Origin of the sequence: Pseudomonas sp. CBZ-4, assembly GCF_000346755.1 — a bacterium.
Classification (GTDB): domain Bacteria; phylum Pseudomonadota; class Gammaproteobacteria; order Pseudomonadales; family Pseudomonadaceae; genus Aquipseudomonas.
The window spans coordinates 1-24,728 of record NZ_ANNV01000170.1 but is presented as its reverse complement, the minus strand read 5'-3'; the positions used below and the strand labels follow the sequence as shown (position 1 = coordinate 24,728).

The 24,728-nt window shown below is 60.1% G+C and carries 22 protein-coding genes and 1 pseudogene; 19 read left to right on the top strand and 4 right to left on the bottom strand.

Going from position 1 to position 24,728, the window contains the following annotated elements:
- Positions 1 to 113: 113 nt before the first annotated feature.
- Entirely contained in the window at positions 114 to 584 is a 471-nt protein-coding gene (locus B348_RS0126515) for an Lrp/AsnC family transcriptional regulator (protein WP_017739054.1), read from the top strand.
- A gap of 116 nt (positions 585 to 700) precedes the next feature.
- On the opposite strand, the gene B348_RS0126510 is transcribed toward B348_RS0126515, so the two are convergent.
- Positions 701 to 2,068 carry an inorganic triphosphatase gene (locus B348_RS0126510; RefSeq protein WP_017739053.1) on the bottom strand — a complete coding sequence of 456 codons (1,368 nt, stop codon included), beginning with the start codon at positions 2,066 to 2,068 and terminating at the stop codon, positions 701 to 703.
- A gap of 158 nt (positions 2,069 to 2,226) precedes the next feature.
- On the opposite strand from B348_RS0126510, the gene argE reads away from it, so the two are divergent.
- Both argE and argA read left to right on the top strand, forming a co-directional pair.
- Entirely contained in the window at positions 2,227 to 3,375 is a 1,149-nt protein-coding gene (gene argE, locus B348_RS0126505) for an acetylornithine deacetylase (RefSeq protein WP_026137089.1), read from the top strand.
- A gap of 136 nt (positions 3,376 to 3,511) precedes the next feature.
- A complete protein-coding gene (argA, locus tag B348_RS0126500) occupies positions 3,512 to 4,810 on the top strand; it encodes an amino-acid N-acetyltransferase (protein WP_026137088.1) in 1,299 nt (432 codons plus the stop codon).
- A 118-nt stretch (positions 4,811 to 4,928) separates the two neighbouring features.
- Here the strand turns inward: argA and tauA are convergent.
- Positions 4,929 to 5,034 (bottom strand): annotated as a pseudogene (gene tauA, locus B348_RS1000000132320) (taurine ABC transporter substrate-binding protein); the annotation flags it as partial.
- A 545-nt stretch (positions 5,035 to 5,579) separates the two neighbouring features.
- Here tauA and B348_RS0126495 point away from each other — a divergent pair.
- The 8 genes from B348_RS0126495 (at position 5,580) to B348_RS0126460 (ending at position 12,813) form a co-directional block, all read left to right on the top strand.
- Entirely contained in the window at positions 5,580 to 6,914 is a 1,335-nt protein-coding gene (locus B348_RS0126495; RefSeq protein WP_017739050.1) for an OprD family porin, read from the top strand.
- Between the two features lie 276 nt (positions 6,915 to 7,190).
- Positions 7,191 to 7,829, top strand: coding sequence for a peroxiredoxin (locus B348_RS0126490; protein WP_017739049.1), 639 nt, complete (start codon positions 7,191 to 7,193; stop codon positions 7,827 to 7,829).
- Between the two features lie 308 nt (positions 7,830 to 8,137).
- Positions 8,138 to 8,731 carry an NADPH-dependent FMN reductase gene (gene ssuE / locus B348_RS0126485; RefSeq protein WP_017739048.1) on the top strand — a complete coding sequence of 198 codons (594 nt, stop codon included), beginning with the start codon at positions 8,138 to 8,140 and terminating at the stop codon, positions 8,729 to 8,731.
- A gap of 95 nt (positions 8,732 to 8,826) precedes the next feature.
- Entirely contained in the window at positions 8,827 to 9,795 is a 969-nt protein-coding gene (locus B348_RS0126480) for a sulfonate ABC transporter substrate-binding protein (protein WP_017739047.1), read from the top strand.
- A gap of 25 nt (positions 9,796 to 9,820) precedes the next feature.
- Positions 9,821 to 10,969: an FMNH2-dependent alkanesulfonate monooxygenase gene (ssuD, locus tag B348_RS0126475; RefSeq protein ID WP_017739046.1), complete on the top strand. Its 1,149-nt coding sequence runs from the start codon at positions 9,821 to 9,823 to the stop codon at positions 10,967 to 10,969.
- A gap of 8 nt (positions 10,970 to 10,977) precedes the next feature.
- On the top strand, positions 10,978 to 11,766 hold the full coding sequence (ssuC, locus tag B348_RS0126470) for an aliphatic sulfonate ABC transporter permease SsuC (protein WP_017739045.1): 789 nt from the start codon (positions 10,978 to 10,980) through the stop codon (positions 11,764 to 11,766).
- A complete protein-coding gene (gene ssuB / locus B348_RS0126465) occupies positions 11,763 to 12,569 on the top strand; it encodes an aliphatic sulfonates ABC transporter ATP-binding protein (RefSeq protein ID WP_017739044.1) in 807 nt (268 codons plus the stop codon). The genes ssuC and ssuB overlap by 4 nt, the downstream gene beginning before the upstream one ends.
- 28 nt (positions 12,570 to 12,597) lie before the next feature.
- Positions 12,598 to 12,813 (top strand): molybdopterin-binding protein, encoded by a 216-nt coding sequence (locus B348_RS0126460; RefSeq protein WP_003213899.1) that lies wholly within the window; start codon positions 12,598 to 12,600, stop codon positions 12,811 to 12,813.
- Between the two features lie 120 nt (positions 12,814 to 12,933).
- Here the strand turns inward: B348_RS0126460 and B348_RS0126455 are convergent, their stop codons facing one another.
- Both B348_RS0126455 and B348_RS0126450 read right to left on the bottom strand, forming a co-directional pair.
- Positions 12,934 to 13,563 carry a TetR/AcrR family transcriptional regulator gene (locus tag B348_RS0126455; protein ID WP_017739043.1) on the bottom strand — a complete coding sequence of 210 codons (630 nt, stop codon included), beginning with the start codon at positions 13,561 to 13,563 and terminating at the stop codon, positions 12,934 to 12,936.
- Positions 13,564 to 13,784: 221 nt separating this feature from the next.
- Positions 13,785 to 15,161 carry a glutamine synthetase family protein gene (locus tag B348_RS0126450; protein WP_026137087.1) on the bottom strand — a complete coding sequence of 459 codons (1,377 nt, stop codon included), beginning with the start codon at positions 15,159 to 15,161 and terminating at the stop codon, positions 13,785 to 13,787.
- A gap of 278 nt (positions 15,162 to 15,439) precedes the next feature.
- Between B348_RS0126450 and B348_RS0126445 the strand changes: the two genes are divergently transcribed.
- The 8 genes from B348_RS0126445 to B348_RS0126410 all read left to right on the top strand — a co-directional run bounded on the left by B348_RS0126445 (position 15,440) and on the right by B348_RS0126410 (position 24,660).
- A complete protein-coding gene (locus B348_RS0126445) occupies positions 15,440 to 16,219 on the top strand; it encodes a gamma-glutamyl-gamma-aminobutyrate hydrolase family protein (protein WP_017739041.1) in 780 nt (259 codons plus the stop codon).
- Between the two features lie 39 nt (positions 16,220 to 16,258).
- Positions 16,259 to 17,617, top strand: a complete 1,359-nt coding sequence (locus B348_RS0126440) for a glutamine synthetase family protein (protein WP_017739040.1) — start codon at positions 16,259 to 16,261, stop codon at positions 17,615 to 17,617.
- A 58-nt stretch (positions 17,618 to 17,675) separates the two neighbouring features.
- Positions 17,676 to 19,040, top strand: a complete 1,365-nt coding sequence (locus B348_RS0126435; RefSeq protein ID WP_017739039.1) for an aspartate aminotransferase family protein — start codon at positions 17,676 to 17,678, stop codon at positions 19,038 to 19,040.
- A gap of 183 nt (positions 19,041 to 19,223) precedes the next feature.
- Positions 19,224 to 20,318: a polyamine ABC transporter substrate-binding protein gene (locus B348_RS0126430; protein ID WP_026137086.1), complete on the top strand. Its 1,095-nt coding sequence runs from the start codon at positions 19,224 to 19,226 to the stop codon at positions 20,316 to 20,318.
- A gap of 242 nt (positions 20,319 to 20,560) precedes the next feature.
- Positions 20,561 to 21,655: a polyamine ABC transporter substrate-binding protein gene (locus B348_RS0126425; RefSeq protein WP_026137085.1), complete on the top strand. Its 1,095-nt coding sequence runs from the start codon at positions 20,561 to 20,563 to the stop codon at positions 21,653 to 21,655.
- A 64-nt stretch (positions 21,656 to 21,719) separates the two neighbouring features.
- A complete protein-coding gene (locus B348_RS0126420; protein ID WP_003176776.1) occupies positions 21,720 to 22,862 on the top strand; it encodes an ABC transporter ATP-binding protein in 1,143 nt (380 codons plus the stop codon).
- Positions 22,859 to 23,779, top strand: a complete 921-nt coding sequence (locus tag B348_RS0126415; RefSeq protein WP_017739036.1) for an ABC transporter permease subunit — start codon at positions 22,859 to 22,861, stop codon at positions 23,777 to 23,779. The genes B348_RS0126420 and B348_RS0126415 overlap by 4 nt, the downstream gene beginning before the upstream one ends.
- A complete protein-coding gene (locus tag B348_RS0126410) occupies positions 23,776 to 24,660 on the top strand; it encodes an ABC transporter permease subunit (protein ID WP_017739035.1) in 885 nt (294 codons plus the stop codon). The genes B348_RS0126415 and B348_RS0126410 overlap by 4 nt, the downstream gene beginning before the upstream one ends.
- The last annotated feature ends 68 nt before the right edge of the window (positions 24,661 to 24,728 follow it).

The window sequence follows — 24,728 nt, the reverse complement described above, 5'->3', positions numbered from 1 at the left end:
TTCGACGGGAGAAATTTTTACATTCGCCAACGGAGATTTCTTATCTAAGATGAGCCAGTATTTCGAAATATCGAATCATTCAATTCAATAAAAGCACCATAGAAGGTATTTATATGCACAGCGAGCTGGACGCCTACGACCGCCGCATCCTGGCCTTGCTGCAGGAGGATGCCTCGCTCTCCAGTGCGCAGATCGCTGAACAGGTCGGCCTGTCCCAGTCGCCGTGCTGGCGGCGGATCCAGCGGCTCAAGGAAGAGGGCGTGATTCGCGCACAGGTGACGCTGCTGGATCGCAAGAAGATCGGCCTCAACACGCAGATCTTCGCCGAGGTCAAACTCAACGCTCACGGGCGCTCCAACTTCACTGAATTCACCGACGCGATTCGCGGGTTTCCAGAAGTCTTGGAGTGTTATGTGCTGATGGGGGCGGTGGATTTTCTGCTGCGTATCGTCACGGCGGATATCGAGGCGTACGAGCGGTTTTTCTTTGAGAAGTTGTCGATGGTGCCGGGGATTCAGGAGGTCAATTCGATTGTGGCGTTGTCGGAGATCAAGTCCACCACTAGCTTGCCAGTATTGCGCTGATTGGGCTGGCCTCATCGCGGGCAAGCCCGCTCCCACCTTGACCGCGTTCCAACTCTGGAATGCAGTCAAATGTGGGAGCGGGCTTGTCGAATCGTCGCACCGCCGCGATAGCGTCCTTACAAACGCAACAAGGTCTTCCACGCCCGGTTCTGATACACCGCAATCGCCTGGTGCATACGCGCATCCAGCGACTCATCGGTAATCGGCTGGTTGGCCAGTTGCGCCAGCTTGTTCAGCTCGCCGTACAAGCGGTCCATTTCCGGGATATCCACTACGTGGCGAGCATGGTGCAGCCACGCCTGGATGCGTTCGATGCGCGGCAGTTGCTCAGCCAGGTCTTCCGGCTGTTGCTGGTAGCGCGGCAGTTGCAGGGCGACGGCGTCGTCGGCCAGCAGGCGCGGCAGCCAGTTGGTGATTTGCGCTGCGCCCTGGCGGTTGCCGCGCACGTTGCGTTCGGCGGTCCAGGTGCGGGCCAGCAGCCAGCGCGAAGTGTTCAGTGAGAACAGGCCCCAGCGCACGTCGTCCAATTCTTCAACGAATTGCTCGGGGGCGGCTTTGCGGATGTCTTCGTCGTCATCACCGGCTTGCACCAGCGGGCGCCAGTCTTCCAGCAGGGCATCCAGGGCGCTGCGCAGTTCGCTGGTGGATTGGCGCGGTGCGGCCTGGCCGAGGCTGCCGATCAGGGCGCGCAGTTCGCCGAGGTTCTCGACCCAGTCTTGCAGCAGGCGCCAGTGGCCATTGAAACGGTATTGCTCGGCCAGGCGCTGGCTGCTGCCGAGCAGGTGCCACATGATCGCGGCGAAGGCGTCGTCCAGCGGCATTTCGGCGTGGATCTGCGGCGCCGGCAGGCTCAGGGAGTAGCTGCTGGCGTCATACAGGCGGTAGCCGCGCTCGGCCTTGCTGATGTCGCACGGCATCAGCGCCAGGGTCGCGGCCAGTTCGGCGGCCAGTTCCAGCAGGGCGGCCGGTTCACCTTCGCGCAGTTCCAGTTCCAGCTCGCAGATTTCTTCTTTCTGCTTGCCGACCACAACGTGGCCCAGGTCCAGGGCGGCTTCGATCACCACCTTGGCCTTGCCACGGCCCCAGGCGATCTCGGCGCGTTCACGCACGAAGTCGGTGGTGAAGATTGGCTTGAGGGTCTTTTTGTCCAGCTCGGCCAGTTGCTCGGGCCAGCATTCGCCGTCGAGTTTCTTCACGTCGAGCTTGGCTTTGGCCAGGTCCCAGTTGTACTCGTTGCGTTCCGACAAGCCGGCGACGCTCTGGCCACGGGTCTTGAGGGTCTGGATGATCTCGTCACCGTCCTTGCGCAGGCGCAGGGCGACTTTGGCCTGGGCCAGGTCGCGCTCGGGGGTGTCGAAATACTGGTTCATCAACTCACGGCGTTCCCAGCCACTTTTGTTGCGTTTTTTCAGTAGCGGGTGCTCACGCAGCGCGGCGAGGGTTTCGCGGCTGACGCGGAGCTTGATTTCGGTTTCTTTCTGCATGGCCGGAAAATCCAGGATCGGGAGCGCAGCCGGGAAAAAGAGTGGCTGCCAAGGCCGTGCAGTGTACAGGACTGAGCCCGGCAACGCGCCGCAACGGTTTATTGTGTCGTGCAGATGGCTCTATAGTGGGCTTCATCCGGGAAGTTGAGAGACCGCGCATGCCATTACCGTCTATGAAAGAGCAGTTCGCCGCATTGATTGCCGCGCCGTCGGTCAGTTGCACCCAGGCGTCTCTCGACCAGACCAACCGCCCCGTGATCGATTTGCTCGCCAGTTGGCTGGGGGACCTGGGTTTTGCCATCGACATCCAGCAAGTCAGCCCCGGCAAGTTCAACCTGCTCGCCAGCTTTGGCAGCGGCCCCGGCGGCCTGGTGCTGGCGGGGCATAGCGATACCGTTCCCTATGATGCGGCGCTGTGGAAGACCGATCCCCTCAAACTGACGGAAGTTGACGGCCGCTGGGTGGGATTGGGCAGCTGCGACATGAAGGGCTTTTTCGCGCTGGCGATTGAAGCCGTGCTGCCGCTGCTGGATCAGCCGTTCAAGCAACCGTTGCTGATCCTCGCCACTTGCGATGAAGAAAGCTCCATGTCCGGCGCCCGCGCGCTGGCCGAAGCCGGGCGCCCGCTGGGCCGTGCGGCGGTGATCGGCGAGCCCACCGGCCTCAAGCCGATCCGCCTGCATAAAGGCGTGATGATGGAGCGCATCGACATCCTCGGCCGCAGCGGCCATTCGTCGGACCCGAGCCTGGGCCACAGCGCCCTGGAAGCCATGCACGATGCCATCAGCGAACTGCGCGGTTTGCGCCAGGTGTGGCAGGGCCAATATCGCAACCCGCAGTTCAGCGTGCCGCAGCCGACGATGAACTTCGGCTGCATCCATGGTGGCGACAACCCCAACCGCATCTGCGGCCAGTGCTCCCTGGAGTTCGACCTGCGCCCGCTGCCGGGCATGGACCCCGAGGTGTTGCGCGCTGCGATCCGCCAGAAGCTCGAACCCCTGGCCGAGCGCCATCAGGTGCAGATCGACTACGCGCCGCTGTTCCCCGAAGTGCCGCCGTTCGAACAGCCTGAAGACGCTGAACTGGTGCGGGTTGCGGAACGTTTGACCGGTCATCGTGCCGAAGCAGTAGCGTTCGGCACCGAAGCGCCTTATCTTCAGCGCCTTGGTTGTGAAACCCTGGTGCTCGGCCCTGGCGATATCGCCTGCGCCCACCAGCCGGGCGAGTACCTCGAAATGTCACGCTTGACGCCTACAGTGCGTCTATTGCGGGAACTGATCGAACATTACTGCCTGAAACCCGCATAAATTAACCCCTGCCTGTTCGTCCATATTGAGGAGAGTGAGCGTGTCGCCAAGCCTGTTCCGACGATAACCATCAGCCCGCTGTGCGCTTTCATGAATGATCCTTTTTCGGCTGCTTTTTATTACAGGCCCAGGTGTTATGCCCGACTACGTTAATTGGCTTCGTCACGCTTCTCCTTACATCAACGCCCACCGCGACTGCACCTTTGTGGTCATGTTGCCCGGCGATGGTGTGGAACATCCCAACTTCGGCAATATCGTCCACGACCTGGTGCTGCTCCACAGCCTGGGCGTGCGGCTTGTGCTGGTGCACGGTTCGCGCCCGCAAATCGAAACCCGTCTTGAAGCCCGTGGCCTGACCCCGGCTTACCACGAAGGCCTGCGCATCACCGATGCAGCGACGCTGGAGTGCGTGATCGACGCGGTCGGCCACCTGCGGATCGCCATCGAAGCACGCTTGTCGATGGACATGGCTTCGTCGCCGATGCAGGGCTCGCGCCTGCGCGTGGCCAGCGGCAACCTGGTAACCGCGCGGCCGATCGGCGTGCTGGAAGGCGTGGACTACCACCACACCGGCGAAGTGCGCCGGGTTGACCGCAAGGGCATCGGCCGCCTGCTGGACGAGCGCTCCATCGTGCTGCTGTCGCCGCTGGGTTATTCGCCCACCGGCGAGATCTTCAACCTGGCCTGCGAAGACGTCGCCACCCGCGCCGCCATCGACCTGGGTGCCGACAAGCTGCTGCTGTTTGGCGCAGACAAGGGTCTGATCGATGAAAACGGCCGCCTGGTGCGTGAGTTGCGCCCGCAACAAGTGCCGGCGCACCTGCAACGCCTGGGCAACAACTACCAGGCCGAACTGCTCGATGCCGCCGCCGAAGCGTGCCGTGGCGGGGTAGGGCGCAGCCATATCGTCAGCTACGCCGAAGATGGCGCGCTGCTCACCGAGCTGTTCACCCGGGACGGCGGCGGTACGCTGGTGGCCCAGGAACAGTTCGAGCAGGTGCGTGAAGCGGCCATCGAAGATGTGGGCGGTTTGCTGGATTTGATCAGCCCGCTGGAAGAGCAGGGCATTCTGGTGCGCCGTTCGCGGGAAGTGCTGGAGCGTGAGATCGAGCAGTTCAGCGTGGTCGAGCGTGAAGGCATGATCATCGCCTGTGCGGCGCTGTATCAGATCGCCGATTCGGACGCGGGCGAGCTGGCGTGCCTGGCGGTGAACCCCGAATACCGCCACGGCGCACGCGGCGATGTATTGCTGGAGCGCATCGAGACCCGTGCACGGGCGCAGGGCTTGAAGACCTTGTTCGTGTTGACGACGCGTACTGCGCACTGGTTCCGCGAGCGGGGCTTTGTGCCGAGCAGCGTGGACCGCCTGCCGTCGGCGCGGGCGTCGCTGTACAACTACCAGCGCAATTCGAAGATCTTCGAAAAGGCCCTCTGATCCAGCCCAGGCCTGGCTTCTGTGGGAGCTGGCTTGCCTGCGATGCTGACAACTCGGTCTTTCAGCAAGACCGAGGTGATGCAATCGCAGGCAAGCCAGCTCCCACAGGTAATCGCGTTTACTCTTGGATAAAGTTGTCGGTCGCAAAGGCCGAATAATCCGGCAGCACCCCCTCAACCTTCCCCCTGTTCCTTCAAGAACTTCGCCGCCCGTCCACTCGCCTTGCCAATGCTTCAGAAGTATTGATCTGCGCCGATACGTTAAGCGCGACGATGGGTAGATTGCGCACAGCGGTCACAACTCGCGGTTCAGTGTTGAATCGACGGCTTGGGTAGCAAAAAAAATATAAGCGATACAAAAACTGTAACAAATTGACGGGAGGATGCGCGTTTGGCCATGATGGCGTCGCCTTTTTGATCGTGGGTGACGTATGAAACCCTACGGCCACACTAAGCGATCTAAAAAAGTGCTAACAAATACCCTTTAGGAATTAGCTTATGGAACGGGGCGTCTACCCTGACCCTTCCGTGCCATGAAAAGGCTTATTCCCAAATCGTATGAAAAAGAATGAAACAATTCTTTTTGGGTGTATGAAAAACTCATTACCCTGCAGGGACCAAATCTAACTGCTGTTAGACGAAGGTAGTAGACACACAAGGTTACGATTGACTTGTCAGTCACTATCCGGTGCTAATCGCGCATCTGTGGATCGAGGGCGTCAGACCCGAGACCAAAGAAATACAAAAATTAGAAATGAGAGGAGCGGTACATGAATAAGTCCACCTTGGCTTTGGCTGTAGCTTTGGGCGCAATCGCCCAGCAAGCAGGCGCTGCCGGTTTCATCGAAGACAGCAAGGCGAGCGTTACTGCGCGCAACTTCTACATCAACCAAGACAACCGTGACGGCACCGCCAAGCCGAACAAGCAAGAAGAATGGGGCCAAGGCTTCATCTTCAACTTCGCTTCCGGCTACACCCAAGGCACCGTTGGTTTTGGTGTTGACGCCATTGGCCTGTACGGCGTGCGTCTGGACTCCGGTAAAGGCACTGCCTACAACAACAATAGCGCCAACAAGGGCGGCATTGTGTTCCCAAGCGACAGCGACGGTCGTGCGGTGAACGATTTCGGCAGCATCGGCCTGACCGGCAAGGTCAAGATCTCCAAGACTGAATTGAAGCTGGGCACCCTGCAGCCAAAACTGCCGGTTGTGACCTCCAACGACGGTCGTCTGCTGCCACAAACCTTTGAAGGTGGCCAGATCACCTCCAACGACATCGACAACCTGACCCTGGTTGGCGGTAAGTTGGAACACGCCAAGGGCCGTAACTCGTCGAACAACGACTCGCTGACCATCGCTGGTTCCAACGGCGCTACCCGCACCGCTACCGCCAACGCCCGCAGCAACGAGTTCTACTACGCCGGTGGTGACTACAAGATCACCAAGGACCTGACTGCCCAGTACTACTACGGCAACCTGTCCGACTTCTACAAGCAGCACTTCCTGGGCCTGTCCCACAACTGGGCATTGCCAGTGGGCGTGTTCAAGACCGACCTGCGTTACTTCAACAGTGACTCCGATGGCAAGAACGCCAGCCAGGAAGGTCGTGTTGCCGGCTACCGCGCTTCTGGCTACCAGAACAACGGTGAAGTCGATAACCGCACCTGGAGCGCCAAGTTCACCTACGCCCTGCAAGGCCACGCGATCAGCGCCGGCTATCAGCGCGTAAACGGCACGAGCGACTTCCCGTTCCTCAACCAGGGTGACGGTGCTTCCTCGTACCTGATCACCGACGTGCAGATCGGCAAGTTCCAACGTGCCGGCGAGCGCACCTGGTTGGCCCAGTACGCCTATGACTTCGCTGCTGTCGGCCTGCCAGGCCTGACCACTTCCGTCATGTACCTCAAGGGCGACAACGTTGCCACTGCGACCGGTGACAAAGGCGAGTGGGAACGTGACTTCAACCTGGGCTACGTAGTACCGGAAGGCACTTTCAAAGGTCTGGGCGTTGCCTGGAAAAACGCTTCGCTGCGTTCCGACGTGGCTTCCCAGCGTAACCAAGACGAAAACCGTCTGATCGTCAGCTACACCCTGCCGATCCTGTAAGACTGTTGTTAAACCTTGCCCGGCGCGATGCCGGGCAAGGTGTCTTGCATTTCAAGTCGGGCTAAACCCCCGCAAGCCCTTCCTGAACCCCTCTTTGTACAGCGTCTCAAGGCCTTCTCGAACCTTGCAGCGGATGGTGCTCCTCGCCCGTTGTGGCGTCCAATGAACAGATTTTTAATATTCCTTTATCGTCTAGATAAGTAGATATTTATTCTTTTTAAATAATCTGCAACCCATGCACAGTAGGCTCCATAAGCACTCACCAGGAGCCACACCATGAGCCTAAGACTGGGCGACATCGCCCCCGACTTCGAACAGGATTCCAGCGCCGGCAAGATTCGTTTCCACGAATGGCTGGGCGATAGCTGGGGCGTGCTGTTTTCCCATCCGGCGGATTTCACTCCGGTGTGCACCACCGAACTCGGCTTCACCGCCAAGCTCAAGGACGAGTTCGCCAAGCGCGGCGTCAGGGCCATCGCGCTGTCCGTCGACCCGGTGGATTCGCACCACAAGTGGATCGAAGACATCAACGAAACCCAGAACACGATCGTCAACTTCCCGATCCTGGCCGATGCCGATCGCAAAGTCTCGGACCTCTACGACCTGATCCACCCGAACGCCAGTGACACCCTCACCGTGCGCTCGCTGTTCGTGATCGATCCGAACAAGAAGATTCGCCTGACCATTACCTATCCGGCCAGTACCGGGCGTAACTTCCATGAAATCCTGCGGGTGATCGACTCGTTGCAGCTTACCGACAACTACAAAGTCGCCACGCCGGCCAACTGGCAGGACGGTGATGAAGTGGTGATCGTGCCGTCGCTCAAGGATGAGGACGAGATCAAGAAGCGCTTTCCGAAGGGTTACCGTGCAGTGAAGCCTTACCTGCGCCTGACACCTCAGCCTAACCGCTGATACCGCCATCGCGGGCAAGCCCGCTCCCACAGGGGAATGCGGTCAACTGTGGGAGCGGGCTTGCCCGCGATAGCGCCAGTCCAGACACCACCTCCATCAAGCAGGACCCGTCTCACAATGCAGGGGTTTTCAGGCCGTTTCCACGGCCTTTTTTTTCGCCCGGCGTTTCATACAGCCCATATGCATTTAAAGAATAAACACATGAAAAAATAAGATTTAAAGATATATAAATCTGCTGATATGGTCTGTCCCATCTTGGCGCCATCGCCACACAGCGAACCGCCGGCACTAGCTCAAGGAATTCCTGCATGTTGGTCGTAACACTTGGAGGCAGTCCCAGCCAGCGTTCCCGCTCCGGGGTCTTGCTGGAAAAAACCCGTCAGTGGCTACAAGACAAAGGCGTGGAAGTGGTGAGTTACCAGATACGGGACTTCCCGGCTGAAGACTTGCTGCACGCGCGCTTCGACAGCCCCAAGGTCATCGACCTGTTGCAGCAAGTCGCCAACGCCGATGGCCTGGTGATTGCCACGCCGGTGTACAAGGCGTCGTTCTCCGGTGCGTTGAAGACTGTACTCGACCTGCTGCCCGAGCGCGCCCTGGCCCACAAGATCGTGTTGCCAATGGCCACCGGCGGCAGCATCGCCCACATGCTCGCGGTGGATTACGCCTTGAAGCCGGTGCTGTCGGCGCTCAAGGCCCAGGAATTGCTCCACGGCATCTTTGCCGAAGACAGCCAGATCGCCTACGCCGAAGGCAGCGCCCAGGCGCAGTTGGTGCCGGTGCTCGAGCAGCGCTTGCACGAGGCCCTGGAAACGCTCTACGGCGCCATGGCCCGTCGCCCGAAACCGCTGGACCCGAATCTGTTGAATGAACGTTTGTTGAGTGCTCGCTGGAGCATTTAAGCCACATCGAAACCTGGAAGTACTCACCTTACTCAGCCGCCAACGGCCAAGCAGGTGCAGCCAACCCCCTAAACGCATTGATTGGAGAGAGCGCCATGCGCACTGTCATCTTGCGTCGTGGTCTGGTCGCACTGTTTGCTGCGGCTGTGTCCTTCGGCGCCATTGTTCAAGCCCAAGCCGCCGAGACCCTGCGGATCGGTTATCAGAAATACGGCACGCTGGTGCTGCTCAAGGCCAAGGGCACGCTGGAGAAGCGCCTCGCTGCCCAGGGCGTGAACGTGCAGTGGACCGAGTTCCCAGGCGGCCCGCAATTGCTTGAAGGCCTCAACGTCGGCTCCATCGACTTTGGCGTCACCGGCGAAACCCCACCGGTGTTTGCCCAGGCGGCTGGCGCCGATCTGCTCTACGTCGCCTACGAGCCGCCGGCGCCGACCAGCGAAGCGATCCTGGTGCCGAAAGACTCGCCGATCAAATCGGTGGCCGAGCTCAAGGGCAAGAAAATCGTGCTCAACAAAGGCTCCAACGTGCACTACCTGCTGGTGCGTGCGCTGGAAGACGCGGGCCTTAAATACACCGACGTGCAGACCGTCTTCCTGCCGCCCGCCGACGCTCGTGCCGCGTTCGAACGTGGCAGCGTGGACGCCTGGGTGATCTGGGACCCGTACCAGGCCGCCGCCGAGAAACAACTGCAAGCGCGCACCCTGCGTGACGGCACCGGCATCGCCGACAACCATCAGTTCTACCTGGCCACCAAGCCTTACGCGGAAAAACACCCGGAAGTGGTCAAGGCCCTGATCGAGGAAGTGCGCGCCGTGGGCGAATGGTCCAAGGCCAACCAGCAGGAAGTCACCGATCAAGTCGCGCCGCTGCTCGGCCTGCCGGCTGACATCACCCTGACCTCGGTGAAACGCCAAGGCTACGGCGCGCTGTTCCTCACGCCGCAAGTGGTCGCCGCCCAGCAAAAAATCGCCGACACCTTCTACCAACTCAAATTGATCCCGAAACCCTTGAGCATCAAGGACGTGATCTGGACGCCACCCGCCGCCGTTGCCAAAGCGCCGTAATCCGACTACTTCAGGAGACAACTCCATGAGCCTCAATATTTTCTGGTTCCTGCCTACCCACGGCGACGGCCATTACCTTGGCACCGCCGAAGGCGCTCGCGCCGTTGATCACGGTTATTTGCAGCAAGTGGCCCAGGCCGCTGATCGCCTGGGCTTCGGCGGGGTACTGATCCCCACCGGGCGTTCCTGCGAGGATTCGTGGCTGGTGGCGGCGTCGCTGATCCCGGTGACCCAGCGTTTGAAATTCCTCGTCGCCCTGCGCCCCGGCATCATTTCGCCGACGGTGGCCGCGCGTCAGGCTGCGACCCTCGACCGCCTGTCCGGCGGGCGTGCGTTGTTCAACCTGGTCACCGGCGGTGACCCGGAAGAACTGGCGGGCGATGGCTTGTTCCTCAGCCACGAAGAGCGTTATCAGGCCTCGGTGGAATTCACCCGCATCTGGCGCCGCGTGCTGGAAGGCGAAACCGTGGATTACGACGGCGAGCACATCAGCGTCAAAGGTGCCAAGTTGCTCTATCCGCCGATCCAGCAACCGCGTCCGCCGCTGTACTTTGGCGGTTCCTCCGAAGCGGCCCAGGATCTGGCAGCCGAACAAGTGGAAATGGTGCTGACCTGGGGCGAGCCGCCGGCGGCCGTTGCAGAGAAAATTGCGCAAGTACGGGCCAAGGCCGAGAACCTCGGACGCACCTTGCGCTTCGGTATCCGCCTGCATGTGATCGTGCGCGAAACCAACGAAGAGGCATGGCAGGCCGCCGACAAACTGATCTCCCATGTGGACGACGACACCATCGCCCGCGCCCAGGCCTCGCTGTCGCGCTTCGACTCGGTGGGCCAGCAGCGCATGGCGGCCTTGCACGGCGGCAGCCGCGACAACCTCGAAGTCAGCCCCAACCTGTGGGCCGGCGTCGGCCTGGTGCGTGGCGGCGCCGGCACTGCGCTGGTGGGCGATGGCCCAACCGTGGCGGCGCGGGTAAATGAATACGCGGCGCTGGGCATCGACACCTTTATCTTCTCCGGTTATCCACACCTGGAAGAGTCGTATCGCGTCGCCGAATTGCTGTTCCCCCACTTGGATATCGAACGTCCCGAGCTGCCCAAGGGCGCCGGGTATGTGAGCCCGTTCGGCGAAATGGTCGCCAACGACATCCTTCCCAAAGCTGCGTCGGCGAGCTGAGGCAGCCCATGAACTATGAAAAATTGAGCCATCGCGTGGCGCCTTGGGTGCTGCCGATTCTGTTGCTGGCGATATGGCAGTTGTCGGTGTCGGCCGGTTGGTTGTCCACGCGCATTCTGCCGGCGCCGAGCGCGGTGATCGCAGCGGGCGTCCACCTGGTCGCCAGCGGCGAGATCTGGACGCACTTGGCCATCAGTGGCTGGCGCGCGGGCCTGGGTTTTGTCATCGGCGGCAGCATCGGCCTGGCCCTGGGCTTTATCACCGGCCTGTCGAAGTGGGGCGAGCGCCTGCTGGACAGCTCGGTGCAGATGATCCGCAACGTGCCGCACCTGGCGTTGATTCCGCTGGTGATCCTGTGGTTCGGCATTGACGAGACGGCGAAGATTTTCCTCGTCGCCCTCGGCACGCTGTTCCCGATCTACCTCAACACCTACCACGGCATTCGCAACGTCGACCCGGCGTTGGTGGAAATGTCGCGCAGCTACGGTTTGTCCGGCTTCAGCCTGTTCCGCCAGGTGATCCTGCCGGGCGCGCTGCCGTCGATCCTCGTGGGCGTGCGCTTTGCCCTGGGCTTTATGTGGCTGACGTTGATCGTGGCGGAAACCATTTCGGCCAGCTCCGGTATCGGTTACCTGGCGATGAACGCCCGGGAATTCCTGCAGACCGACGTGGTGGTGCTGGCGATTGTCATGTACGCCATCCTCGGCAAGCTCGCCGACCTCGCCGCCCGCGGCCTGGAGCGTGTGTGGTTGCGCTGGCATCCGGCGTATCAAGTGAACAAAGGAGGTGCGGCATGACGGCTCAACAACCTCCGCGCCTGCTCAAGGGCATCCCGTTGGCGGTGCGCAAACTGCGCAAGGCCTTTGGTGCGCGGGAAGTGCTCAAAGAGATTGATCTGCATATTCCGGCGGGCCAGTTCGTGGCCGTGGTCGGCCGCAGCGGTTGCGGCAAAAGTACCTTGCTGCGCCTGTTGGCTGGTTTGGACAAAGCCAGCGGCGGCGAGCTGCTGGCCGGCTCCGCGCCGCTGAGCGAAGCGCTTGAAGACACGCGGTTGATGTTCCAGGAAGCGCGCCTGCTGCCGTGGAAAAAGATCATCGACAACGTCGGCCTGGGCCTTAAAGGCAACTGGCGCCCAAAAGCCTTGGAAGCCCTGGAAGCAGTAGGCCTGGCCGAACGCGCCAATGAGTGGCCGGCGGCGTTGTCTGGTGGCCAGAAGCAACGCGTGGCACTGGCCCGTGCTCTTATCCACCAGCCGCGTTTGCTGTTGCTCGACGAGCCGTTGGGCGCGCTGGATGCGCTGACCCGCATCGAGATGCAGCAACTGATCGAAAACCTTTGGCAGAAACACGGTTTCACCGTGTTGTTGGTCACCCACGACGTCAGCGAAGCCGTGGCGATTGCCGACCGGGTGATCTTGATCGAAGACGGCGAAATCGGCCTGGACCTGATCGTAGACCTGCCACGCCCACGTGCTCGCGGCTCACATCGCCTGGCCGCGTTGGAAGCCGAAGTGCTCAACCGTGTGCTGTCGCTGCCCGGCACGCCACCGGAACCCGAACCTGTTTCACCGCTGCCTACGCAATTGCGTTGGGCTCAATAACTCACGCGTCCCACGAAGAGAGAACGACATGACTATTAAAGCGATCAACGTACGTAACCAGTTCAAAGGCACCATCAAGGAAATCGTCGAAGGCGACGTGCTGTCGGAAATCGATGTGCAGACGGCGTCGGGTATCGTCACTTCGGTGATCACCACGCGCTCGGTCAAAGAGCTGGAATTGGTGATTGGCAGTGAGGTGATTGCGTTTGTTAAGTCGACTGAGGTGTCGATTGCCAAGTTGTGATTGGCGGCGTAATTGAGGCCGTCATCGCGGGCAAGCCCGCTCCCACATTTGACTGTATTCACAAATCAAAATGTGGGAGCTGGCGTGCCTGCGATGAGGCCAGCCCAGCCACCACAAGACTCAACGCTTAGGCAGATAAGCCGGCAAATACAGCCCCACGTAAGCATCAAACACCCGCATCCCTTCCTCCGCCATGCGCGGCGTGATCAGCCCATGCTGATGCACCGAACGCGCATACACGCGATCGCTCAGCTCCAGCGCCAAGGCAAACACATCCACATCGGTTGGCAGTGTCGGCACGTCAAAGTGCCGGTTGAACACGGTCAGCATCAGGTCGCCCAATTCCAGATCATGCTGACGATCCGCCTGGGTCACTTCCGTCAGCCCATGCTGCGCCAGGATCAACTGGCGTGCGGCGGCGTCGTGGTCGTAGATGGTCAGCATGCGCTGTTCAACGATGTAGGACAGGTCCCGCCAGTGCTTGAGTGAAGCATGGTCGATGGGGGCCTGGATCGCCGCGCGGAAGGCGGCGTGGACATCTGCCGTCAACGCTTCCAGCAGCGCCGGCACGCTGGCGAAAAAGTGATACACCGACGACGGCGGGATCTGCGCGCGCTCGGCCACGCTGTAGATCGACAAACTGGCCACGCCTTCGGCAGCCAGCAAGGTGCGGGCGGCGTCGAGGATCGCGTCGATCCGTGCCTGGCTGCGGGCACGGGGTTTGCGAGGGGCGGCGGGGCGGGTGGTCATGGATGTCTCCTACAAGGCAGGGGGCATTGTATGAGCAGTAATGGGTGTTGTCTTCAAGGCCGCCATCGCAGGCAAGCCAGCTCCCACACTTGAATGTGTTCACAGATCAAAATGTGGGAGCTGGCTTGCCTGCGATGAATCCACCTCGGTCTACCTGGAAAAAACCATAAAAAAACGCCCCAGACCAAAAGCCTGCGGCGTTCTTTTAATGCAGCCGCCGTTTAGACGGTATGCAGGTACCAGTTGTACTCAAGGTCGGAGATGGAGTGTTCAAACTCTTCCAGCTCACTTTCCTTACAGGCGACGAAGATATCGATGTATTTAGGATCGATGTACTTGGCCATCACCTCGCTGTCATCCAACTCGCGCAGGGCATCACGCAGGTTGTTTGGCAGGCTCTGTTCGTTCTGCTCGTAGCTGTTGCCTTCCACCGGTGCGCCGGGCTCGATCTGGTTGGTCAGGCCGTGGTGCACGCCTGCCAGGACCGAGGCCATCAGCAGGTAAGGGTTGGCGTCGGCGCCGGCGACACGGTGTTCGATACGTACGGCGTCGGACGAGCCGGTCGGTACGCGAATCGCCACGGTGCGGTTGTCCAGGCCCCAGCACGGCGAGTTCGGCACGTAGAACTGTGCGCCGAAACGACGGTAGGAGTTGACGTTGGGGCACAGGAACGCCATTTGGGCGGGCAGGGTCTCCAGCACACCGCCGATTGCGTGGCGCAATGCGGCGTTCTGCTCGGGATCCTCGCTGGCAAAGATGTTCTTGCCGTCCTTGTCCAGAATGGAGATGTGCACGTGCAAACCGTTGCCTGCCTGGCCTGGGTAAGGCTTGGCCATGAAGGTGGTGTCCATCTCATGGTCGTAGGCGATGTTCTTGATCAGGCGCTTGAGCAGTACCGCGTAGTCGCAAGCCTTGATCGGGTCGGCGACGTGGTGCAGGTTCACTTCGAACTGCGCCGGGGCACTTTCCTTGACGATGGCGTCGGCCGGGATGCCTTGCTCCTTCGCACCTTCCAGGATGTCCTGGAGGCAATCGACGTATTCGTCGAGGTCGTCGATCAGGTAGACCTGTGTCGAGTGCGGGCGTTTGCCGGAGATCGGCGAGCGGGGCGGTTGTGGGCGGCCGTTCACGTTCTCCTGGTCGATCAGGTAGAACTCAAGCTCGAAGGCGGCGCAGATGGTCAGACCGAGGTCGTCAAATTTGCTTACAACTTGGCGGAGCACTTCGCGCGGATCGGCGAAGAAAGGTTCACCTTCAAGTTCGTGCATGGTCATCAGCAGTTGCGCGGTTGGGCGCTTTTGCCAGGGTTCATTGCACAGGGTGTCAGGGATCGGATAACAGATTCGGTCAGCATCACCGATGTCCAGACCCAGGCCGGTGCTTTCCACCGTCGAGCCGTTGATATCCAGGGCAAATAAAGAGGCAGGCAGGTTAATGCCCTTCTCGTAAACCTTGTGGAGGCTGGTGCGTTCGATGCGCTTGCCGCGCACCACACCATTCATATCCGCAATTAGAAGGTCTACGTACAGAACCTCAGGATGATCCTTAAGGAACGCGTTCGCTTCGTTAAGCTGAACGGCACGCGGGGGTACCGACATGATGCAACACCTTTGTTGTTAAAAATATCAATCATTGATCTTTTCTGGTTTCAGTCAACCCGAACGGCATGCCGAAGTCAAGCGAGGCCTTTTTTGCCCTAAAAAAGCGCCGCGAGGGCTTTTTTGCGGCGTTTTGGGGCGGTTTTATCGGTTTGAAGCGAGTAGGACTCGCGGGCTTGAGCGGGCCGTGTAGGATTTTTTACGGGGGTGTTGTGTAAAAAAATGAACAAGGCTAAGCTCGATTCAAACCCATAACAGCAATAATACCGGGGTGCTTCATGTCTCGCCTGCCGTTAATCGGCGTCACCGCCTGCTCCAAACAGGTCGGTCTGCATGCTTATCACATCAGTGGCGACAAATACGTCCGTGCAGTGGCCACCGCTGCCAAGGGCTTGCCATTGATCATTCCGTCCCTTGGGGATTTGTTCGAACCGGCCAATATTCTTGACGGTCTGGACGGCATTCTATTTACCGGCTCCCCCTCCAATATCGAACCCTTTCACTACGACGGTCCGGCCAGCGCGCCCGGGACTGCTCATGATTCTGCACGGGACCAGACCACGCTGCCGCTGCTGCGTGCCGCGATTGCGGCGGGTGTGCCGGTGCTGGGCATCTGCCGGGGTTTCCAGGAGATGAACGTGGCCTTTGGCGGCAGCCTGCACCAGAAGGTTCATGAAGTGCCCGGCATGATGGACCACCGCGAAGACGACACCCAGCCGCTGGCGATCCAGTACGGCCCGGCGCACGCCGTGGCGATTGCGCCGAACGGCGTTTTGGCCAGCCTGGGCTTGCCGCCGACGATTCAGGTCAACTCGATCCACAGTCAGGGCGTTGACCGCCTGGCGCCCGGCTTGCAGGTCGAAGCCACTGCGCCGGATGGCCTGATCGAAGCTTTTTCTGTAACAGCGGGCAAGGCTTTTGCTTTAGGAGTGCAATGGCACCCCGAATGGCAGGTAAGCTCTAACCCGCACTATCTCGCGATCTTCCAGGCATTTGGCACCGCCTGTCGAAAGCGGGCGATGCAACGCGACGCGGATGCTGCGTCAACCAACGCCTGACCTTTAATGGATGTCAGGAAACCCAGCCCAGAGGCATTTATGAGTAACAACCTCGACCAGCTCACCGATTGGTTGAAAGACCACAAGATCACAGAAGTCGAATGCATGATTGGCGACCTCACGGGCATCACCCGGGGCAAGATCTCGCCGACCAACAAGTTCATCGCCGAAAAAGGCATGCGCCTGCCCGAGAGCGTTCTGTTGCAGACCGTGACCGGCGACTATGTCGAAGACGACATCTATTACGAATTGCTCGACCCGGCCGACATCGACATGATCTGCCGCCCCGACCAGAACGCGGTGTACCTGGTGCCGTGGGCCATCGAGCCGACCGCCCAGGTGATCCACGACACCTACGACAAGCAAGGCAACCCGATCGAGCTGTCGCCGCGCAACGTGCTCAAGAAAGTCCTCCAGCTCTACGCCGACAGAGGCTGGCAGCCCATCGTGGCGCCGGAGATGGAGTTCTACCTGACCAAACGCTGCGAAGACCCGGACTTCCCGCTGCAACCGCCGATTGGCCGTTCCGGGCGCCCGGAGACCGGTCGCCAGTCCTTCTCTATAGAAGCGGCGAACGAATTCGACCCGTTGTTCGAAGACGTCTACGACTGGTGCGAATTGCAGGAGCTGGACCTCGACACCCTGATCCACGAGGACGGCACCGCGCAGATGGAAATCAACTTCCGTCACGGCGATGCACTGTCCCTGGCCGACCAGATCCTGGTGTTCAAGCGCACCATGCGTGAAGCCGCGCTCAAGCACAACGTGGCGGCCACCTTCATGGCCAAGCCGATGACCGGCGAGCCCGGCAGCGCGATGCACCTGCACCAGAGCATCATCGACATCGCCACCGGCAAGAACGTCTTCTCCAATGAAGACGGGACCATGAGCCAACTGTTCCTCAACCACATTGGCGGCCTGCAGAAATTCATCCCCGAATTGCTGCCGCTGTTTGCCCCCAACGTGAACTCGTTCCGCCGCTTCCTGCCCGACACCTCGGCGCCGGTCAACGTGGAATGGGGCGAAGAAAACCGCACCGTCGGCCTGCGCGTACCGGATGCCGGCCCGCAGAACCGTCGTGTGGAAAACCGCCTGCCGGGCGCCGACGCCAACCCGTACCTGGCGATTGCCGCCAGTTTGCTGTGCGGCTACATCGGCATGGTCGAAGGCCATAACCCGAGCGCGCCGGTCGTCGGCCGTGGTTACGAGCGACGCAACCTGCGCCTGCCGTTGACCATCGAAGACGCCCTGGAGCGCATGGAAAACAGCAAGACCATCGAGAAATACCTGGGTCAGAAATTCATCACAGGCTACGTCGCGGTCAAGCGGGCCGAGCATGAAAACTTCAAGCGCGTGATCAGCTCGTGGGAGCGGGAATTCCTGCTCTTCGCCGTCTGATGCGCCGGGCGCGCCCTTTAAACGGCGCGCCCTTCACTGAAAAGTCTAGGAGATTGGTATGTCCAGCAACAACCCGCAAACCCGTGAATGGCAAGCCTTGAGCAGTGAGCACCACCTGGCGCCGTTCAGCGACTTCAAGCAATTGAAAGAGAAAGGCCCGCGCATCATTACCAAAGCCCACGGCGTCTACCTGTGGGACAGCGAAGGCAACAAGATCCTCGACGGCATGGCCGGCCTGTGGTGCGTGGCGATCGGTTACGGTCGCGATGAACTGGCTGACGCCGCCGCCAAACAGATGAAAGAACTGCCGTACTACAACCTGTTCTTCCAGACCGCTCACCCGCCGGTGCTGGAACTGGCCAAGGCCATTTCCGACATCGCGCCGGCCGGCATGAACCACGTGTTCTTCACCGGTTCCGGCTCCGAAGGCAACGACACCATGTTGCGCATGGTCCGCCACTACTGGGCGATCAAAGGCCAGCCGAACAAGAAAACCATCATCAGCCGCAAGAATGGCTACCACGGCAGCACCGTGGCCGGCGCCAGCCTGGGCGGCATGACCTATATGCATGAGCAAGGCGACTTGCCGATCCCAGGCATCAGCCACATCGCCCAGCCGTACTGGTTTGGCGAAGGCGGCGACATGAGCCCGGAAGAATTCGGCGTGTGGGCCGCCAACCAGCTGGAAGAGAAGATTCTGGAACTGGGCGTGGACAACGTCGGTGCCTTTATTGCCGAGCCGATCCAGGGCGCCGGTGGCGTGATCGTGCCGCCCGCCACCTACTGGCCGCGCATCAAGGAAATCCTCGCCAAGTACGACATCCTGTTTGTGGCGGACGAAGTGATCTGCGGTTTCGGCCGTACCGGTGAGTGGTTCGGTAGCGATTTCTACGACCTCAAGCCCGACATGATGACCATCGCCAAGGGCCTGACCTCGGGTTACATCCCCATGGGCGGCCTGATCGTGCGCGATGAAGTGGTGGCGGTGCTCAACGAAGGGGGCGATTTCAACCACGGCTTCACCTACTCCGGCCACCCGGTGGCAGCGGCGGTGGCCCTGGAAAACATCCGCATCATGCGCGATGAAAAAATCGTCAGCCGCGTGCATGACGAAACGGCACCGTATTTGCAGAAACGTCTGAGGGAACTGGCGGATCACCCACTGGTGGGTGAAGTGCGCGGTGTGGGCATGTTGGGCGCCATCGAGCTGGTGCAGGACAAGGCCACGCGCAAGCGTTACGAAGGCCGTGGTGCTGGCATGATCTGCCGCACGTTCTGCTTCGAAAATGGCCTGATCATGCGCGCCGTGGGCGACACCATGATCATTTCGCCACCGCTGGTGATCAGCAAGGCGGAAATCGACGAGTTGGTCACCAAGGCTCGCCAGTGCCTGGACCTGACTTTGGCGGCATTGCAGGGCTAAGTGCTAGGCTCAGGAGGCGCTGCTTCCGGGCGGTTATAAATGTAGGGGCTTTGGTTGAAAGCCGGCCCCTGAACTTGCCAGACTGTCGCCCTGTTTTGTTGCCCTTTAGACGGGCCGCAGAACTTAGTAAGCATGTGGCCCAAAAAAGAAAAATTGGAGCATCACCAAATGAAGGCATTAGGTTTGAAGAACGCTGGCAAGACCCTCCTCGCCTTGTCCCTGATGGGCGCAATGGCGGGCGCGGCCCAGGCCGACGATAAAGTGCTGCACGTCTATAACTGGTCCGACTACATCGCACCGGACACCATTGCCAACTTTGAAAAAGAGTCGGGCATCAAAGTGGTGTACGACGTTTTTGACAGCAACGAAACCCTGGAAGCCAAGTTGCTGGCAGGCAAGTCCGGCTACGACATCGTCGTGCCGTCGAACAACTTCCTCGCCAAGCAGATCAAGGCCGGTGTCTACCAGGAGCTGGACAAGTCCAAGCTGTCCAACTACGACAACCTGAACAAATCCCTGCTCAAAGCCGTGTCGGTCAGCGACCCGGACAACAAGCACGCCTTCCCGTACATGTGGGGTTCGATCGGCATCGGCTACAACCCGGAGAAGGTCAAGGCTGCGCTGGGCGTGGACAAGATCGACTCGTGGGACGTGCTGCTCAAGCCTGAGAACATCGCCAAGCTGAAAAGCTGCGGTGTGAGCTTCCTCGATTCGCCAACCGAAATGTTGCCAATCGCCCTGCATTACCTCGGTCTGCCGACCGACAGCCAGAAGCCGGACGACCTGAAGAAAGCCGAGGAACTGTTCCTCAAGATCCGCCCATCGATCGGCTACTTCCACTCCTCCAAGTACATCTCCGACCTGGCCAACGGCAACATCTGCGTGGCGGTGGGCTACTCGGGTGACATCCAGCAAGCCAAGTCCCGCGCTGCCGAAGCCGGTGGCAAGGTCAAGGTTGCCTACGACATTCCGAAAGAAGGTGCTGGCAGCTTCTTCGACATGGTCGCCATCCCTAAGGATGCCGAAAACGTCACCGGCGCCTACACGTTCATGAACTACCTGCTCAAGCCGGAAGTGATGGCTAAGATCACCGACTCGGTACGTTTCCCGAACGGCAACGAAAAAGCCACTGCCCTGGTGGATAAAGAAATCACCAGCGACCCAGGCATCTACCCGCCTGCGGACGTGCAAGCCAAGTTGTATGCCATTGCCGATTTGCCAGCGGCAACCCAACGCTTGATGACGCGCAGCTGGACCAAGATCAAGTCGGGTAAATAACCCGTAGGACCTGTGGGAGGTTTCTTTTGTGGGAGCGGGCTTGCCCGCGATAGCGGTGTATCAGTTGATACAGATGCTGGCTGACACACCGCCATCGCGGGCAAGCCTGCTCCCACATAAACCAGCTCCCACACATTAAATGACAGAAAGTTTTGCCGGATCGGTTTATCGAGGGTAAGTTGCGCGCCGGTTTTGTTGCCGGGCAACAACTTCAAGGCCCAACTATTTAAGAGGACCTCCACTTGCCAATTTCTTTATTTCGCCAAGCCATGCTGGTGGGTGCAGGTATCACGCTGACGCTGAGCGTGCAGGCCGCACCGACGGTGCATATTTATAACTGGTCGGACTACATCGGCACCGACACCCTGGCCAACTTCGAAAAGGCCAGCGGCATCAAGCCCGTGTATGACGTGTTTGACTCCAACGAAACCCTGGAAGGCAAGTTGCTGGCCGGGCGCACCGGCTACGACGTGGTCGTGCCGTCCAACCACTTCCTGGGCAAGCAGATCAAGGCGGGCGCGTTCCAGAAGATCGACAAGGCGCAGTTGAGCAACTACGCCAACCTCGACCCGGCGCTGCTCAAGCGCCTGGAAAAGAACGACCCGGGCAATCAGTACGCCGTGCCGTACCTGTGGGGCACCAACGGCATCGGTTACAACGTCGATAAAGTGAAGGAAGTGCTGGGCGTCGACAAGATCGACTCCTGGGCCGTGCTGTTCGAGCCGGAGAACATGAAGAAGCTGGCCACCTGCGGTGTGTCGTTCATGGACTCGGCGGATGAAATGCTGCCGGCGGTGCTCAACTACATGGGCCTGGACCCCAACAGCACCAACCCGGACGACTACAAGAAGGCCGAAGAAAAGCTGCTGAAAGTGCGGCCCTACGTGACCTATTTCCATTCTTCGAAATACATCTCCGACCTGGCCAACGGCAATATCTGCGTGGCCGCCGGGTTCTCCGGCGATGTGTTCCAGGCCAAGGCCCGCGCGGCCGAGGCGGGCAAGGGCGTGAACATCGCCTACGCAATTCCGAAAGAAGGCGGCAACTTGTGGTTTGACGTGCTGGCGATCCCCAAGGATGCCACCAACGTCAAGGAAGCCCACGCCTTCATCAACTATTTGCTGCAGCCTGAGGTGATCGCTCAGGTCAGTGATTACGTCGGTTATGCCAACCCTAATCCAGGGGCGGACAAGCTGATGGAGCAATCGATACGCACCGACGAAGCGGTTTACCCACCGCAGGCGGTTCTCGACCGGACATTTGTCAACTTCGAGCTACCCCCGAAAGTGCAGCGTTTAATGACCCGTAGCTGGACCAAGGTCAAGACGGGCAAGTAAAGCCCAAACTATCCAAGGTTCGCCTGCTTCGGGCGAACAGACATTTTTGTTGGGAGTTTCGTAAATGGCAGTTGCCTCCGGCGCCTATAAGAAAGCCCTCGAGGGCGACCAGACACCTAAGAAGGTGCTGGTCAAAATCGACCGGGTCACGAAGAAGTTCGACGAGACGATTGCCGTGGACGATGTGTCCCTGGAAATCAAGAAAGGCGAGATCTTCGCCTTGCTCGGCGGTTCGGGTTCGGGCAAGTCCACCTTGCTGCGCATGCTCGCAGGTTTCGAGCGCCCGACCGAGGGCCGCATCTACCTCGACGGCGTGGACATCACCGATATGCCGCCCTACGAGCGGCCGATCAACATGATGTTCCAGTCCTACGCCTTGTTCCCGCACATGACCGTGGCGCAGAACATCGCCTTCGGCCTGCAACAGGACAAGATCCCCAAGGCCGAGGTCGATGCGCGCGTGGCCGAGATGCTCAAGCTGGTACAGATGAGCCAGTACGCCAAGCGCAAGCCGCACCAGTTGTCCGGCGGCCAGCGCCAGCGTGTGGCCCTGGCCCGTTCCCTGGCCAAGCGCCCGAAACTGCTGCTGCTCGATGAGCCCATGGGCGCCCTCGACAAGAAGCTGCGTTCGCAGATGCAACTGGAGCTGGTGGAAATCATCGAGCGCGTCGGCGTGACCTGCGTGATGGTGACCCACGACCAGGAAGAGGCCATGACCATGGCCGAGCGCATCGCGATCATGCACCTGGGCTGGATCGCCCAGATCGGCAGCCCGATCGACATCTACGAAACCCCCACCAGCCGCCTGGTGTGCGAGTTCATCGGCAACGTCAACATCTTCGACACCCAGGTGGTGGACGACGCCGAAGGCCACGCGGTGCTCAAGTGCCCGGACCTGGACCGCGACATCTACGTGGGCTACGGCATCGCCACGGCGGTGGAAGACAAGTCGGTGACCTACGCCATCCGCCCGGAAAAGCTGCTGGTCACCACCGAAATGCCGACCTGCGAGCACAACTGGTCCAGCGGAAAAGTCCACGATATCGCTTACCTCGGCGGCCACTCGGTGTTCTACGTGGAGCTGCCGAGCGGCAAGCTGGTGCAGTCCTTTGTCGCCAACGCCGAACGCCGTGGCCAGCGCCCAACCTGGGGTGACCAGGTGTACGTGTGGTGGGAAGACGACAGCGGCGTGGTATTGCGCTCATGAACACAAAAAAACTCAAGCGGCGCTTGCAGCGCATTGTCCCCAGCGGCAAGCAGGTGGTCATCGGGATTCCCTTCCTGTGGCTGTTCCTGTTCTTCGCCTTGCCGTTTTTCATCGTCCTGAAAATCAGCTTCGCCGAAGCCGACGTCGCGATCCCGCCGTACACCGAGATCTACACCTACGTTGAGCAGAAGCTGCAAGTGGTGCTGAACCTGGCGAACTACAGCTTGCTGGCGGGCGACGAGCTGTACATCGCCGCCTACCTGGGCTCGCTGAAAATGGCGTTCTTCAGCGCGCTGCTGTGCCTGCTGATCGGCTACCCGATGGCCTACGCCATTGCCACCGCGCGCAAAGAGATGCAGACCGTGCTGGTGCTGCTGATCATGATGCCGACCTGGACCGCGATCCTGATTCGCGTGTATGCGTGGATGGGTATCCTCAGCAACAACGGTCTGCTCAATGGTTTCCTGATGTCCATGGGGTTGATCAACGAGCCGCTGCAGATCCTCAACACCAACATTGCGGTGTATATCGGCGTGGTCTATTCGTACCTGCCGTTCATGATCCTGCCGCTGTACGCCAACCTGGTGAAACACGACCAGAGCCTGCTGGAAGCCGCGTCCGACCTGGGTTCGAGCACCTTCAACAGCTTCTGGAAGATCACCGTGCCGCTGTCCAAGAACGGCATCATCGCCGGCTGCATGCTGGTGTTTATCCCGGTGGTGGGCGAGTTCGTGATCCCGGAACTGCTGGGCGGCCCGGAAACCCTGATGATCGGTAAAGTGTTGTGGCAAGAATTCTTCAACAACCGTGACTGGCCGGTGGCGTCTGCCCTGGCGGTGGTGATGCTGGCGATCCTGATCGTGCCGATCATCCTGTTCAACCGCAGCCAAGCCAAAGAGATGGAGGGCAAGATATGAAGCGCGTCAGTTTCTCAAGCTTCATGCTGGTGGCGGGGTTGTTGTTCATCTACCTGCCGATGCTGATCCTGGTGATCTACTCGTTCAACGAATCCAAGCTGGTGACGGTGTGGGGCGGTTGGTCGATCAAGTGGTACGTGGGCCTGCTGGACAACACCCAGCTGATGGGTTCGGTGATGCGCTCCCTGGAAATCGCCTGCTACACGGCGGTGGCGGCGGTGGCGCTGGGTACCTTGGCGGCATTCGTGCTGACCCGTATCAGCCAGTTCAAGGGCCGCACGCTGTTCGGCGGCCTGGTGACGGCGCCGTTGGTGATGCCGGAAGTGATCACCGGTCTGTCGCTGTTGCTGCTGTTCGTGGCGATGGCGCAGATGATCGGCTGGCCGCAAGAGCGTGGCATCGTCACCATCTGGATCGCCCACACCACCTTCTGCGCGGCGTATGTGGCGGTGGTGGTGTCGGCGCGCTTGCGTGAACTGGACCTGTCGATTGAAGAAGCGGCAATGGACCTCGGGGCGCGGCCGTGGAAGGTGTTCTTCCTGATCACCATCCCGATGATCGCGCCGTCGCTGGCGGCGGGCGGCATGATGTCGTTCGCGCTGTCCCTCGATGACCTGGTACTTGCCAGCTTCGTGTCGGGGCCGGGTTCGACGACGTTGCCGATGGAAGTATTCTCGGCGGTGCGCCTGGGGGTTAAACCCGAGATCAACGCCGTGGCCAGCTTGATTCTGTTGGCGGTGTCGTTGGTGACCTTCCTGGTGTGGTTCTTCAGCCGTCGTGCCGAAGAGAAACGCAAGAAAGCGATCCAGCAAGCGATTGAAGAAGCGGCGGCAGATGGCTGGCAACAGCCGGACAAGCGTCGGGCGCCTGCGCCGGTCTAATCAGGTCTACCTGAAGAAACCGGATCAAAATGTGGGAGCTGGCTTGCCTGCGATAGCGGTCTATCAGT

What these genes read in the sequence shown, in the direction of transcription:
- B348_RS0126515 (WP_017739054.1), top strand. Translation starts at nt 114, where the DNA reads ATGCACAGCGAGCTGGACGCCTACGACCGCCGCATCCTGGCCTTGCTG.
- B348_RS0126510 (WP_017739053.1), bottom strand. Translation starts at nt 2,068, where the DNA reads ATGCAGAAAGAAACCGAAATCAAGCTCCGCGTCAGCCGCGAAACCCTC.
- argE (WP_026137089.1), top strand. Translation starts at nt 2,227, where the DNA reads ATGCCATTACCGTCTATGAAAGAGCAGTTCGCCGCATTGATTGCCGCG.
- argA (WP_026137088.1), top strand. Translation starts at nt 3,512, where the DNA reads ATGCCCGACTACGTTAATTGGCTTCGTCACGCTTCTCCTTACATCAAC.
- B348_RS0126495 (WP_017739050.1), top strand. Translation starts at nt 5,580, where the DNA reads ATGAATAAGTCCACCTTGGCTTTGGCTGTAGCTTTGGGCGCAATCGCC.
- B348_RS0126490 (WP_017739049.1), top strand. Translation starts at nt 7,191, where the DNA reads ATGAGCCTAAGACTGGGCGACATCGCCCCCGACTTCGAACAGGATTCC.
- ssuE (WP_017739048.1), top strand. Translation starts at nt 8,138, where the DNA reads ATGTTGGTCGTAACACTTGGAGGCAGTCCCAGCCAGCGTTCCCGCTCC.
- B348_RS0126480 (WP_017739047.1), top strand. Translation starts at nt 8,827, where the DNA reads ATGCGCACTGTCATCTTGCGTCGTGGTCTGGTCGCACTGTTTGCTGCG.
- ssuD (WP_017739046.1), top strand. Translation starts at nt 9,821, where the DNA reads ATGAGCCTCAATATTTTCTGGTTCCTGCCTACCCACGGCGACGGCCAT.
- ssuC (WP_017739045.1), top strand. Translation starts at nt 10,978, where the DNA reads ATGAACTATGAAAAATTGAGCCATCGCGTGGCGCCTTGGGTGCTGCCG.
- ssuB (WP_017739044.1), top strand. Translation starts at nt 11,763, where the DNA reads ATGACGGCTCAACAACCTCCGCGCCTGCTCAAGGGCATCCCGTTGGCG.
- B348_RS0126460 (WP_003213899.1), top strand. Translation starts at nt 12,598, where the DNA reads ATGACTATTAAAGCGATCAACGTACGTAACCAGTTCAAAGGCACCATC.
- B348_RS0126455 (WP_017739043.1), bottom strand. Translation starts at nt 13,563, where the DNA reads ATGACCACCCGCCCCGCCGCCCCTCGCAAACCCCGTGCCCGCAGCCAG.
- B348_RS0126450 (WP_026137087.1), bottom strand. Translation starts at nt 15,161, where the DNA reads ATGTCGGTACCCCCGCGTGCCGTTCAGCTTAACGAAGCGAACGCGTTC.
- B348_RS0126445 (WP_017739041.1), top strand. Translation starts at nt 15,440, where the DNA reads ATGTCTCGCCTGCCGTTAATCGGCGTCACCGCCTGCTCCAAACAGGTC.
- B348_RS0126440 (WP_017739040.1), top strand. Translation starts at nt 16,259, where the DNA reads ATGAGTAACAACCTCGACCAGCTCACCGATTGGTTGAAAGACCACAAG.
- B348_RS0126435 (WP_017739039.1), top strand. Translation starts at nt 17,676, where the DNA reads ATGTCCAGCAACAACCCGCAAACCCGTGAATGGCAAGCCTTGAGCAGT.
- B348_RS0126420 (WP_003176776.1), top strand. Translation starts at nt 21,720, where the DNA reads ATGGCAGTTGCCTCCGGCGCCTATAAGAAAGCCCTCGAGGGCGACCAG.
- B348_RS0126415 (WP_017739036.1), top strand. Translation starts at nt 22,859, where the DNA reads ATGAACACAAAAAAACTCAAGCGGCGCTTGCAGCGCATTGTCCCCAGC.
- B348_RS0126410 (WP_017739035.1), top strand. Translation starts at nt 23,776, where the DNA reads ATGAAGCGCGTCAGTTTCTCAAGCTTCATGCTGGTGGCGGGGTTGTTG.